This window comes from Neorhizobium huautlense, from assembly GCF_030811685.1.
GTDB lineage: Bacteria > Pseudomonadota > Alphaproteobacteria > Rhizobiales > Rhizobiaceae > Neorhizobium > Neorhizobium huautlense_A.
The window spans coordinates 188477-201619 of sequence record NZ_JAUSRF010000002.1; the positions used below are offsets into that span (position 1 = coordinate 188477).

Annotated in this window: 10 protein-coding genes; 8 read left to right on the forward strand and 2 right to left on the reverse strand. The window is 59.6% G+C overall.

Annotated features, from left to right (window positions below; genetic code table 11):
- Positions 1-67 precede the first annotated feature (67 nt).
- From J2T09_RS03500 to J2T09_RS03535, 8 genes are all read left to right on the forward strand, one after another.
- The gene (locus J2T09_RS03500; protein WP_306831138.1) at positions 68-709 is read left to right on the forward strand and encodes a TetR family transcriptional regulator; all 642 of its coding nucleotides are present in this window, start codon (positions 68-70) and stop codon (positions 707-709) included.
- 49 nt (positions 710-758) lie between these two features.
- Positions 759-1901, forward strand: a complete 1143-nt coding sequence (locus J2T09_RS03505) for an efflux RND transporter periplasmic adaptor subunit (protein WP_306831141.1) — start codon at positions 759-761, stop codon at positions 1899-1901.
- Positions 1902-1925: 24 nt separating this feature from the next.
- A complete protein-coding gene (locus tag J2T09_RS03510) occupies positions 1926-5093 on the forward strand; it encodes an efflux RND transporter permease subunit (RefSeq protein WP_306831143.1) in 3168 nt (1055 codons plus the stop codon).
- 165 nt (positions 5094-5258) lie between these two features.
- Positions 5259-6242 carry a thiosulfate ABC transporter substrate-binding protein CysP gene (cysP, locus tag J2T09_RS03515; protein ID WP_306831145.1) on the forward strand — a complete coding sequence of 328 codons (984 nt, stop codon included), beginning with the start codon at positions 5259-5261 and terminating at the stop codon, positions 6240-6242.
- 188 nt (positions 6243-6430) lie between these two features.
- A complete protein-coding gene (gene cysT / locus J2T09_RS03520) occupies positions 6431-7255 on the forward strand; it encodes a sulfate ABC transporter permease subunit CysT (protein ID WP_306831147.1) in 825 nt (274 codons plus the stop codon).
- Between the two features lie 2 nt (positions 7256-7257).
- A complete protein-coding gene (gene cysW, locus J2T09_RS03525; protein ID WP_306831149.1) occupies positions 7258-8136 on the forward strand; it encodes a sulfate ABC transporter permease subunit CysW in 879 nt (292 codons plus the stop codon).
- The gene (locus tag J2T09_RS03530) at positions 8133-9152 is read left to right on the forward strand and encodes a sulfate/molybdate ABC transporter ATP-binding protein (protein WP_306831152.1); all 1020 of its coding nucleotides are present in this window, start codon (positions 8133-8135) and stop codon (positions 9150-9152) included. Before cysW ends, J2T09_RS03530 begins: the two co-directional genes overlap by 4 nt.
- Positions 9153-9335: 183 nt before the next feature.
- Complete coding sequence (locus J2T09_RS03535) at positions 9336-9950, forward strand: N-acetylmuramoyl-L-alanine amidase (RefSeq protein ID WP_306831154.1); 615 nt, start codon at positions 9336-9338, stop codon at positions 9948-9950.
- A gap of 14 nt (positions 9951-9964) precedes the next feature.
- Here J2T09_RS03535 and J2T09_RS03540 read toward each other — a convergent pair whose 3' ends face one another.
- On the reverse strand, positions 9965-11071 hold the full coding sequence (locus J2T09_RS03540; RefSeq protein ID WP_306831156.1) for a DNA alkylation repair protein: 1107 nt from the start codon (positions 11069-11071) through the stop codon (positions 9965-9967).
- Positions 11072-11347: 276 nt separating this feature from the next.
- Entirely contained in the window at positions 11348-12784 is a 1437-nt protein-coding gene (locus tag J2T09_RS03545) for an NAD-dependent succinate-semialdehyde dehydrogenase (RefSeq protein WP_306831158.1), read from the reverse strand.
- Between the last annotated feature and the right edge of the window lie 359 nt (positions 12785-13143).

A 13143-nucleotide genomic window follows, 5' to 3' on the forward strand; every position in this document is an offset into this window, starting at 1 on the left:
TGACAAAGGCGTGATGTCGAATTACGACTGACGAAAATTAAAATTCGTCAGTCGTAATGGAGCAGACATGAGCGACAGTCTTCAGGCCGGTCATGCCGTCGCAAACGCCCAGGCAGGCCCTTCTCACGCGGGCGATGTGCGGTCGGAAAATATTACGCGCATTCTGGACACTGCCGAACGGCTGTTCCGGCACTACGGTTATACCAAGACCAATGTGGCCGATATCGCCAAGGAACTCGGCATGTCGCCGGCCAATATCTACCGATTTTTTGCCTCCAAGGCGGAGATCCATCAGGCGCTGGCCCGGCGCATGCTGGCTGCCAGTTATGATCTGGCGGTTGCCAATGTCCGCAGCGGCAAAACAGCCGCCGAGGGCTTGCGCCTTTACGCGCTTGGCCAGCATCGCATGACACTTGAAACCATGTTGCATGAGAATAAAGTGCACGAAATGGTTGTTGTGGCCATCGAGCAGCAATGGAAGGTGATTGAAGAGCATATCGAGCGGATCCGCGTCCTTGTCGCGGAGCTGATCGATCAGGGCATCAAGGCCGGCGAGTTCCGCCAGCAGGATGTCGAAATCGCATCGGACTGTTTCATGCAGGCGACTGTGTCGCTGTGCCACCCTCAGATCATTGCAGATTGTCTTGCAGAACGCCGGCACGCAACGCCGGAAGATCTTGTTGAATTCGCTGTCAGGGCGCTGCGCTGATCCCTGGAGGGGCAGGTGCGCCGGGTTTCAATCGCATGGGAGTGCGGTCATGTCGTCGTTTTCGAAATTGTCCATCGGTTTTGCCCTGGCGTCCACGCTCGTCCTTCTTGCCGGGTGTTCGGAAGAGAAGAAGCCTGAAGCTGCAGAAGTTTTGCGGCCGATTAAGATTGCCGAAATCGGTGCTGCCGATGAAGGCCGGGCCCTCGTTTATTCCGGCTCTGTGCGGGCGCGAAAGCAGATGGATCTCGGTTTTCGCGTGGCGGGAAAAATCACCGAAAGGCTGGTCGATGTCGGCGAACGGGTGACGCCCGGCACGGTTCTCGCGCGTCTCGATGCGGTCGATCTGCAACTGGCCGTGCGCCGCGCCGAGGCGGATCTGGCATCCGCCGAAAAGCAGGTGGAGATTTCCGCGCTGGCCCGTCGTCGTGCTGAAAACCTTGCCTCCAAGAACATCGCGCCGCAGGCGGAGCTCGAGCAGAGCGTGCTCGCCGCCGACCAGGCACTGTCGGCCCGCCAGTCTGCCGTCTCGGCGCTTGAACAGGCCCGCAATCAGGTGGCCTATGCGGAACTCAAGTCGGATGTGAACGGTATCGTCACCGCCGTCAGCGCCGAAGCGGGGCAGGTGGTTTCCGCCGGCACGCCGGTGATTTCCGTGGCCGTCGATGGCGAAAAGGAAATCGAGATCGCGGTGCCGGAAAACGACATCGCCCAGTTCCGTCCGGGCAAGACGGTGTCGGCGAGTTTCTGGTCCTATCGGGACCTGACGCTTGAAGGCAAGGTGCGCGAGGTTGCGGGCAGCGCCAACACCCAGTCGCGCACCTTTGCCGTCCGTGTCAGTCTGCCGGATGACGAGCAGTTGCGGCTGGGCATGACCGGCATGATCACCGCCCGCACCGATGGCGCGGTGGCCGCCTATTCCGTGCCGCTTGCTGCCGTCACCGAAAAGGATGGCAAAAAGATCGTCTGGATCGTCGACAAGGCCAAGGGCACCGTGCATTCGCGCATCGTGACCGTTGCCGGTTTCACCGATGACGGCGTGCGCATCGCTGAGGGCGTCAAGCCCGGTGAAGCGGTGGTTGCGGCCGGAACACAGTTCATGGCGGAAGACATGAAGGTGAAGGTGCCGGGAGCCACCACGGCGGAGGCTGAAGGCAATACGCAGACGGCGCCCGCCAGCGCTGACCGTTCGTAACCGGCTCGGCAAAGGGAAAAGATCATGTCGTCCTCCGATCACACACCGTCCGGCGCAGATTCCGGCATAGGCGAAGTGCCCGAAAAGCAGCCTTTCAACCTGTCGCGCTGGGCGATCGCCCATCCGAGCATCGGCCGTTTCCTGTTCGGCCTGATCATCATCATCGGCGTTCTCGGCATCATGAATATGGGCCAGAAGGAAGATCCCGATTTCACCTTCCGCGTCATGGTCGTGCAGGCCGTGTGGCCGGGGGCGTCGCTCGAGGAAATGCAGGATCAGGTTGCCAACAAGATCGAACGCAAGCTGCAGGAAACCCCGCATCTCGACTGGGTGAAATCCTATTCGCGCGCCGGCAGCACGATCATCACGCTGCAGATCAAGGGCGATACGACCGCGCGTGACGTGGCCGATGCCTTCTATCAGGTGCGCAAGAAGGTCGGTGACATTACAGATCTGCCGAGCGGTCTGCTCGGGCCTTATTTCAACGACGAATTCGGCGATACCTATATCACCCTGCATGCGATCAGCGGGGATGGCTATGGTTATCCCGAGCTGAAAAAATACGCCATCCAGGCACGCGACATGCTGCTCGCCACGCCCGGCGTCGAAAAGGCCGTCATTCTCGGCGACCAGGCGGAAAAGATCTATATCGACGTCTCGTCCAAGGTGCTGGCCGAGCACAATCTCACCTTCAACGACCTCCAGAGCGCCCTTGCAGGGCAAAACACCGTCGATCCGGCCGGAAATATCGAGACCTCCAGTCGTTCCGTCCGGATCGCGGTGGAGGGAGGCGTGACGACACCGGAAGATGTGCGTGAACTGCGTCTGCGCACCGGCTCTCAGGTCATTCGCCTCGGCGATATCGCTACCGTATCCTCCGGTCTTGTCGACCCTTACGAGCGCAAATACCGCTTCAACGGTCATGACGGCGTGCAGGTTGGTGTCGTGATGGCGCCGGGCTTCAAGGTCACGGATGTCGGCAAGTCCGTCGAGGCGACCTATGAACGGTTCATCGCCTCAATGCCGGTCGGCGTGTCGGTCGATCAGGTCTCCAACCAGCCGGAAGTGGTCACTGAGGCTGTCGGCGAGTTCACGCAGGCGCTGATGGAAGCGCTGGTGATCGTGCTGGCCGTATCGCTGATCTCGATCGGCTGGCGCTCCGGCATCATCATCGCCATCGCCATTCCGCTGGTTCTCGCGGCAACGCTTGCCATCATGTACACTTTAGGCATCGAATTGCAGCGCATCTCGCTCGGCGCGCTGATCATTGCGCTCGGACTTCTGGTGGACGATGCGATGATCGTCGTCGAGATGATGGAGCGCAAGCTGGAGGAGGGACTGCCCAAGCTGGAAGCCGCCACCTTTGCCTATTCCTCCACCGCATTCCCGATGCTGACAGGCACGCTGATCACCGTTGCCGGCTTCATCCCGGTCGGTTTTGCAAATTCCACCGCCGGCGAATATGTGCGCTCGCTGTTCTACGTCGTTGGTATAGCGCTGGTCGTCTCGTGGTTCGTGGCCGTCTATTTCACGCCCTGGATCGGCTATATGCTGCTGAAACAGCGCGCCCATGTCGGCACCCACCATGATGCCTATGACACGCGTTTCTATCGCGGCCTGCGCCATTCGGTCGGCTGGGCGGTCAAGCACCGCATCATCGTGCTGCTGACCACGATCGGCGTGTTCGCCGGCAGCCTTTGGTCCTTCCAGTTCATTCCGCAGAGCTTTTTCCCGCAATCGTCGCGACCGGAAATTCTGGTCGATATGTGGCTGCCGGAAGGCACGTCCATTGAGGAAACCGAACGGCAGGCAAGGGCGCTGGAAGACCGTATCCTGCCCGATCCGGACAAGACCTTTGTCGCCACCTATGTCGGCGAGGGCGCACCGCGCTTCTTCCTGCCGCTCGACCAGCAGCTTCGCAATCCCAACTATGCACAGTTGCTCGTCATGGCCAAGGACGTCGAGTCCCGCGAGCGCCTGATCGAAAAACTGCGCAAGACGCTGGCGGAAGATTTCCCGACGGTGCGCGGCAAGGTGGATCGCTTGTTCCTCGGCCCTCCGGTCGGCTGGGCGGTGCAGATGCGCGTGCTCGGGCCTGATCGTGACGAAGTGCGCCGTATCGCCGATCAGGTGAAGGAACGTTTCCACCAGAACCCGGTTCTTGGTGCTGTCCATGACGACTGGCTGGAAAAGGTGCCGTCGATGAAGCTTGTCATCGATCAGGACCGCGCCCGTGCGCTCGGTGTCTCGTCGCAGCGCGTGCGGCAGATGCTCTATGCCGCCACGACCGGTGCGCCGCTGGGTGATTTCCGCGATGGCGAGGAAACAGTGTCGATCGTTGCCCGCGAACCGGCGGAAACCCGAAAACTGCTGTCGGCTGTCGAAAGCGTCTATATCCCGACCGATAGCGGCGCCTTCGTGCCGGTCTCGCAAATCGCCCGTGTCGAGCCGGTGCTGGAAAACGGCATCGAATGGCGCCGCGACCGCCTGCCGACCATCACCATCAAGGCGACCGTGCCGGACAGTGTCGAGCCGACCGATCTTTCGGTGAAACTCTACGACCAGCTTGGCGATATCCGCGCCGAACTTCCGCCCGGCTACCGGCTGGAAATCCAGGGTGGGGCTGAGGATGCGGCCGAAAGCCAGCTGTCGATCGCTGCCAAGGTGCCGGTCATGCTGCTGGTCATCGTGGCGCTGCTGATGGTTCAGCTTCAGCATTTCGGCAAATCCATGCTGGTTCTCGCCACCGGTCCGCTCGGCATCATCGGTGCGGCTGCAGCGCTTCTGATCAGCGGTGCGCCCTTCGGCTTCGTGGCGATCCTCGGCGTCATCGCGCTGCTCGGCATCATCATCCGCAACTCGATCATCCTGATCGACCAGATCGACCAGGATATCGCGGCGGGCATGCACAGGGCGGAAGCGATCGTGGGCGCTGCCGTGCGACGTTTCCGGCCGATCATGCTGACCGCGATGACGGCGGTTCTGGCGCTGATCCCGATCTCCTGGGGTCTGTTCTGGGGGCCGCTGGCCTATGCGATGATGGGTGGCATCATGGTCGCCACCGTGCTGACCATCTTCGTGCTGCCGGCCGGTTATGCGCTGTTTTTCGGTCGTGAACCGAAGCAGAAGGATGGCGCTTCCGACCAGCAGAACGAGCCGCAACAACTCGACCTGCCGATGGCTGCGGAATGAGGCAATCCGGGGCCTGTTTCATCTTCTTGGAACAGGCCTCGCCAAACCGCCTCTGCTTTGGTGTAAAATTCTCAATCCGGCTCGCCGTGTGGTGGCGCGTTTCTCGTGGTCTGCGATATTGCCGCATATGTTGGCGTCAATCGTAAATCCCACCGGAGACTTTTGATGAACCGCCTCCTGATACTCGGCACAGCAATCGCCGCTCTTTTCGTGCAGCCGGCCTTCGCGCAGGAGCAGAAACTCCTCAACGCCTCCTACGATATCGCCCGCGAGCTTTTCGTCGCCGAAAACGAGGCCTTTGTGAAAGCGCATCCGGGCGTCACCATCGACCAGTCGCATGCCGGCACCTCCAAGCAGGCCCGCTCGATCGTCGAAGGTCTGGAAGCCGATGTGGTGACCTTCAACCAGGTGACCGATGTCGAGTTTCTGGTGAAGCAGGGGTTTGTTTCCAAGGACTGGCAGAAGGCTTTCCCGAACAGCGCGTCGCCCTTCTATTCCTTCCCGGCCTTCCTGGTGCGCGCCGGCAATCCGAAGAATATCAAGGGTTGGGCTGATCTCGGCCGTGACGACGTTCACGCCGTCTTCCCGAACCCGAAGACGTCCGGCAATGCGCGTTACACCTATCTGGCAGCCTATGCCTGGGCGAAGGAAGAGTTCAAGGACGACGCCGAAAAGATCGACGCCTATATCACCAAGATCTTTGACAGTGTTCCGGTGTTCGACACCGGTGGCCGTGCTGCCACCACGACATTCGTCGAGCGTGGTCAGGGCGATGTGCTGATCACCTTTGAGGCCGAAACACGCGGCATCGAAAAGCAGTATGGCAAGGACAAGGTGTTGAGCGTCATCCCGCCCGTCAGCCTGCTGGCCGAATTCCCGGTTGCCGTGGTCGACAGGGTCGCCAAAAAGCATGGCACCGAAGAACTGGCGAAGACCTATCTCGACTTCCTCTATACGGAAGAGGGCCAGCGTGTTGCAGCCGAGTTCGGCCACCGCGTGCATGACGAGAAGGTTGCAGGCGAGTTCAAGGATCAGTTCCCGGAAATCCGCCTCGTCAATGTCGATGATGTGTTTGGTGGCTGGTCAAAGATCCAGTCGGAACATTTTGCCTCCGGCGGCACGCTCGACAAGCTTTACGGCAGCCGATAATTTTTAAATAGACGCCTCATTCTTTCGTCATGCTCGGGCTCGTCCCGAGCATCTGCCGCCGCCAGATCGAGGGCACAGCAGATCCTCGGGACAAGCCCGAGGATGACGGCAAGGGTGCGGTGGCTCTGTCATCTTCCCGCCGGCGGATGTCCATCCGCCGGATTTGCTTTGAGTAAGGAACCGACTGCGTGAGACGTCGTAATGTCCTGCCCGGCCTGCCGCTATCGTTGGGCGTGACCCTGTTTTATGTCGGCCTGATCGTGGTGCTGCCGCTGGCGGCGCTGGTCATCAAGGCCGCGAGCCTGGGGCCTGCCGATTACTGGCAGATCGTGTCGTCGCCGCGGGCGGTGGCGAGCTATCGCGTCACCGTGCTGTCGGCGCTGGGTGCCACGCTGTTCAATCTTTTGTTCGGCCTCGCGCTTGCCTGGGTCATCACCCGGTATCGCTTTCCCGGAAGACGTATCGTCGATGCGATGGTGGATCTGCCTTTCGCGCTGCCGACCGCCGTCGCTGGTATCGCGCTGACGGCACTGTTTGCCAATAATGGCTGGTTCGGTTCGGTGCTGGAAGGTTTTGGCATGAAGGTCGCCTATACGCCTCTCGGCATCATGGTGGCCATGTGCTTTACCTCTATCCCCTTCGTGGTCCGCACCGTGCAGCCGGTTCTTGAAGACCTCGATCCGGCACTGGAAGAGGCGGCACAGTCCCTCGGCGGTTCGGACTGGGAGATCTTTCGCAAGGTCATCCTGCCGCTTTTGACACCTGCGCTTCTGGCTGGCGTATCGCTCTCCTTCGCCCGCTCTCTGGGTGAATTCGGCGCCATCATCTTCATCGCCGGCAATCAGCCGATGTCGACGGAAATCACCTCGCTGCTGATCTTCATCCGGCTGGAGGAATACGATTACCAGGCGGCCGCCGCCATCGCTTCCGTGCTGCTGCTGACCGCCTTCTTCATGCTCGGCGTCACCAACTGGCTGCAGGCGCGGGCGCTGCGTTATACGGTGAAGGGATAATCATGAGTACGCTCGCCACCCGAAAAAAGCCGCCGCGTGTCGGCGACAATCCCATCTTCCGCCGTAGCCTGATCGGCATCGTGCTCGTGCTGGTCGCCTTCGTCATCGTCGCGCCTCTGATCATCATTGGTGTCGAGGCGTTTTCGAAGGGCTGGGCCACCTATCGTGACACGATCATCCATCCCGATACGCTGCATGCCATCATGCTCACCGTGCTGGCGGCGCTGATTGCCGTGCCGGTGAATACTGCCTTCGGTATTGCGGCCGCATGGGCGATCACAAAATTCGACTTTTGGGGCAAGCGGTTTCTGCTGGTCCTGATCGAAATCCCGTTTTCGGTTTCGCCGATTGTCGCCGGTGTTGCCTACCTGTTCGTCTACGGTCTGCAGGGCCTGTTCGGCCCGCTTCTGGATGCGTGGGATATCAAAATCCTGTTTGCCATTCCGGGCATCGTCATCGCCTCGATGTTTGTGACGGCTCCCTTCGTGGCACGCGAACTGATCCCGCTGATGCAGGCGCAAGGCAGGGATCTGGAAGAGGCGGCCACCTCGCTCGGCGCTTCCGGTTTCCGCACGTTTCTGTCTGTCACACTGCCCAATGTGAAATGGGCGCTGCTTTACGGCGTCATTCTCTGCAATGCGCGTGTGATGGGCGAGTTCGGCGCGGTGTCGGTCGTTTCCGGCAATATTCGCGGCCAGACCAATACGCTGCCGCTGCATATCGAACTGCTCTATCACGATTATCAGGCGGCCGGCGCCTTTGCCTCCGCCTCCATTCTGGCATTGCTTGCCGTCTTCACCATCATCGCCAAGGTTTTGCTCGAGCGCCAAGGTGCGGGCCGCGTCCGCAAAACCGCCAACCCGGCTGAGAAAACATCATGAAGATCCGCCTCGAAAACGTCGTCAAAACCTTTGAGACCTTTCGCGCCGTAAAAGACGTGTCGCTGGATATCGACAGCGGCGAACTTGTCGCGTTGCTCGGCCCTTCCGGCTCGGGAAAAACCACCATCCTGCGCATGGTGGCGGGGCTGGAATATTCCGATGGCGGCACGATCCATTTCGGCGATCAGGATGCCACCGACATTCCGGTGCGCGACCGTGGTGTCGGTTTCGTGTTCCAGCACTACGCGTTGTTTCCGCATATGACGGTGGCCGACAACATCGCCTTCGGCATGAAGGTCTCGAAGGTCAAGCGCGACAAGGCGGCGATCGATGCCCGCGTGACCGACCTGCTGCGCCTTGTCCGCCTCGAAGGGCTTGGTGACCGCTTTCCGGCACAGATTTCCGGCGGCCAGCGGCAGCGCGTGGCGCTCGCCCGTGCCCTTGCTGTCGATCCGAAAGTTCTGCTGCTGGACGAACCGTTTGGTGCGCTCGATGCAAACGTGCGGCGTGACCTGCGCCGCTGGCTGCGGGAAATCCATTCGGAACTCGGCATTACCACGCTTTTTGTCACCCACGATCAGGAAGAGGCGCTCGACCTTGCCGACCGCGTGGTGATCCTCAAGGATGGCCAGATCGTGCAGCAGGGCACGCCGGAAGAGGTGTGCCGCGATCCGCAATCGGCCTTCGTGATGAAGTTTTTGGGCGATGCCAACGTGATTGCTGCAGAGGTGCGCGATGGGCGTGCCTATGCCGGTGATGTGTCCGTCGAGGCTCAAGGTGTTGCGGATGGCAGGGCCGAGCTTTATGCGCGCCCGAGCGATCTCGACTGGTCTCACGCAGGGCCGGGCATCGCCGCGACGATTTCGCGCGTGCTCGACCGCGCCGATGGTCGCCGCGTGCTCGCAACGACCGTAGCGAGTGAGACTCTGGAATTCGATGTCGAGCCGGAACGGATAGTGAAGGCCGGTGAGGCGGGTTTCGTGACGCTGAGAAGGGCAAAAGTGTTTCCGGTATAAAATTGCAACTATCATATTTTATTGCAATCTTTGATTGAGTTTGCTATCGAATATATCGGGATCTTGTGCCGATACATTCGATTTTCATCGCAAAGCCAACAGTCCGCAGACTTGTTCGTGGGCCACGTTTTTGTGCGCTTTGCGATGTTGCCATCGACCTCGGCATCAGTTGGGGAGGGAAGCATGGCATTTTCTGTCGCGAATAACAGACTGACATCCACCGACGGTGGTGTTGATCAGGTTGAGACCAGCAAAATGGGCGGTGTCTTGAACGCTCGTTTTCTGGTGATCCACTATACTGCCGGGGCGTCGTTCGATTCCGACCTTAAATCATTGGCGAAAGATAACGAAACGAAGGCCTCCGTTCATTTATTGATCGGACGCGATGGAAAAATTGCTCAGATCGTCCCGTTCAACCGCGTAGCCTGGCATGCGGGGAAAAGCCAATGGGGGGAAATTTCCGGACTCAATTCTCACTCGATTGGCATCGAGCTTTCCAATTATGGCGTGTTGACCAAGCTTGCCAATGGCAAGTTCGTGACATGGTTTGGCAAGGAAGTTCCCGATGGTGAGGTCATGGAGGCCGTGCATGAACGTGGAGGGCCTCTTCGCGGGTGGCACACGTATCCGCAGAAGCAGCTTGAGACACTGATTTCGGTTGCTCATGCCCTGCAGGCTCGCTTCAGGTTTCTCGATATCCTGGGACATGATGACATTTCATGGGCACGCAAGAGTGATCCCGGTCCGGCATTTCCCATGAATTCGGTCCGGTCAAGAATACTCGGGCGACACGACTGAGGTTCCGCTGCCCGCTAAGGGAGAATCTCGAACGCGCCTTCCGCCAGCACATCGCCATTGACGATCAAGTCCACCGTGTGCCTGCCGGGATAATGCACACGTGTGGTGAAATCGCGAATGGCGCGGCTGATGGAAAGCTCGATATCGGCACCGTCATCCAGCGTCATCTCTTTCCACTTGAACACCTTTTTCGAGGTGCCGCCGGCCTTCTTCACGTAATGCACGGCGTAATCGATCACGAGCTTTTGCGGCGCCGATGCCGTCGAGGTCAGTTGCGCGGAAATTTTTACCGCGCCGCCGAGTTTCAGTTCTGATGGCGTCACCGTAAAATTGCCGACCGTCACCTCGGCCTTTTGTCCGGCACCCAACACATGCAGGGCCCGCGTGTCCCCCTTCTTGATCAGCGTGCGCAGAGCCTGCCGGATGATCCAGGCGCTGTGGGCATTGGTCTGATCCCAGCCGGCGATCTTTTGCAGCACCCAGTCCGGGTGATCCTTGGTGATGTCGTTCAGATGGTTGGCGACGGATTTGCGGACGTAAAGCGCCGGGTCACTGCGCAGGTTTTCAAGGATGTTTGCGACCGGCGCAGGGTCGGCGATCAGCGGCTTCAACTGGAACGACCATGGCAGACGCGGGCGGCAGCCCTCCGAGGCAAGGCGGCGGACGTGTTCGTTATCGTCCCGTGACCAGTGTTCCATCACCTTCAGGGTGTGGGCCTGATCCTTTTGCAGAAAATGGCGGATGGCGAATTCGGATGAGCCGAACTGCGTAAAGAAAGCCAGAGCCTGCATGGAGAGGTCGAAATGATCATGGCCGTAAAGCGCCACATATTCCGGTAGCGTGATGGAGGCGAAACCGTGATTGATGCGCGGAGCCAGCGTCCAGAGGATTTCGATGTTTTTCTCATAGGGGCCGGGCAGGGTGGCGTGAAAGGACACTGCGATCTGCCGCAGACGCTGCATGATGCTGAGTTCGGCAAGCCCTTCTGACGCCAGTGCCAGAAACCGTTCTCCGTCGAAGCCCGGATGGATTGCGGCAGTCTCGTTGGCGAAATGCTCCAATCGATTGCGATTGAAGATTTCCTTCAGAAGAGGCGCGGCCTCGGTCGCGGCATCGGTCATCAAGGCTTCCAGTGCTATTAGCTGGGTGGCATCCATCCTCCCCCGTCGTCATCCTCGGGCTTGACCCGAGGATCCACGCCGCACCCACAGAGCGCTTGGTTTTGGATCCTCGGGTCAAGCCCGAGGATGACGTCGAGAAGGGGAGATGTCGCATTCTCCAACGTTTTTATGTTCACTATTTGTTCGTATTCGAACTCACCCGAACACACAATCCCAAAAACAAAACGGCCGGAGTTTTCACTCCGGCCGTCCCGTCATTCACATGAAGCTGGTGGATCAGCTCATCTGGCTGACGTATTTGGTCTCGAGATAGGCCTGAACGGCTTCCGAGCCGCCTTCCGTGCCGTAACCCGAATCCTTGATGCCGCCGAACGGGACTTCCGGCAGGGCAAGGCCGTTGTGGTTGATGGTCAGCATGCCGGCCTCGACCTGACGGCCGAGCTCATGGGCAGTCTTGACCGAACCGGTGAACGCGTAGGACGCGAGGCCGAAGGGCAGGCGGTTCGCTTCTTCAACGGCATCCTCGAAGGTAGAGAAGCGGTTGACGATGGCGACCGGGCCGAACGGCTCGTCGTTCATGATCTTGGCCGATGTCGGCACGTTCGCAAGAACGGTCGGCTCGAAGAAATTGCCCTTGTTGCCGATGCGCTTGCCGCCGGTCTTCAGCTCTGCGCCAGCGGAAACGGCGTCCTGAATGAGGGCTTCCATGGCCGGGATGCGGCGCTCGTTGGCGAGCGGGCCCATGACCGTGTCGGCCTCAAGGCCGTTGCCGACCTTGATGGCTTCGGCGGCCTTCACAAAACCGTCGAGGAACTTGTCGGCCACGCCATCCTGAATGAGGAAACGGGTCGGTGCGACGCAGACCTGACCGGCATTGCGGAATTTCGACATGGCGGTGATTTCGATCGCCTTGTCGAGATCGGCATCGTTGAAGATCATCACCGGAGCGTGGCCGCCGAGTTCCATCGTGGCGCGCTTCATGTGCTTGCCGGCGAGAGCAGCGAGATGTTTGCCGATCGGCGTCGAGCCGGTGAACGAGATCTTGCGGATGACCGGATGCGGGATCAGATATTCCGACACTTCGGCCGGAACACCGTAAACCAGACCGATCACGCCGGCCGGAACGCCGGCATCGGCGAAGGCGCGGATCAGTTCGGCAGGCGATGCCGGCGTCTCTTCCGGTGCCTTGACGATGATCGAACAACCGGCGGCGAGTGCTGCGGACAGTTTGCGGACGATCTGGTTGATCGGGAAATTCCACGGCGTAAACGCGGCAACCGGGCCGACCGGCAGCTTGATCGCCATCTGCGAAACGCCGGTGAAACGGGCCGGGATGATCTGGCCATAGGTGCGGCGGGCTTCTTCGGCAAACCAGTCGATCGTGTCGGCGGCGCCCATCACTTCCATCTTCGACTGGGCAAGCGGTTTGCCCTGTTCGCGGGTCATCATGTAGGCGATCGCATCGGCGCGTTCACGCAGGTTATCGGCGGCCTTGCGCATCATCTTGGAGCGTTCGAAAGCCGAGGTATCACGCCAGATCTTGAAACCCTTGTCGGCAGCTTCGAGCGCCAGATCGAGGTCGGCCTTACGGGCATGGGCGATCTTGCCGATCACTTCGTCCGTCGCCGGATCGGTGACTTCGATGGTCTCACCCGCAACGGCATCGCGCCATTCGCCGGCAATAAAAAGCTTGACGTCGGGATAAGTGGTCATGGTGTCAACTTTCGTTTTCGGGAGGCTGTAGACAAAGCCGGGAGGAGGCCGGCTCGAAAAGAATAGCGGACCTGACGTAGGATAGATGGACGCGACAATCAACGGCTTGACGAAAAGTAATACTAAATGATCTCTGCGAGACATCGCTGGCAAATTGGCCGCCACCACCAAAGTCGGTGCAAATTTTGATGCGCCGCACAAAATAATCAGCGATTCAACTAATTTCGTAAGACATTGTTTATCGCTAAGAATCATATCGAGGCCGCGGTCTGCACATCCGATTTTGATTCACGACGCCGGTCCCGGTCGTTTTTTGTCTTGTCTCGGTCAAACGCAATGCGCCGCTTCCCAATGACTGG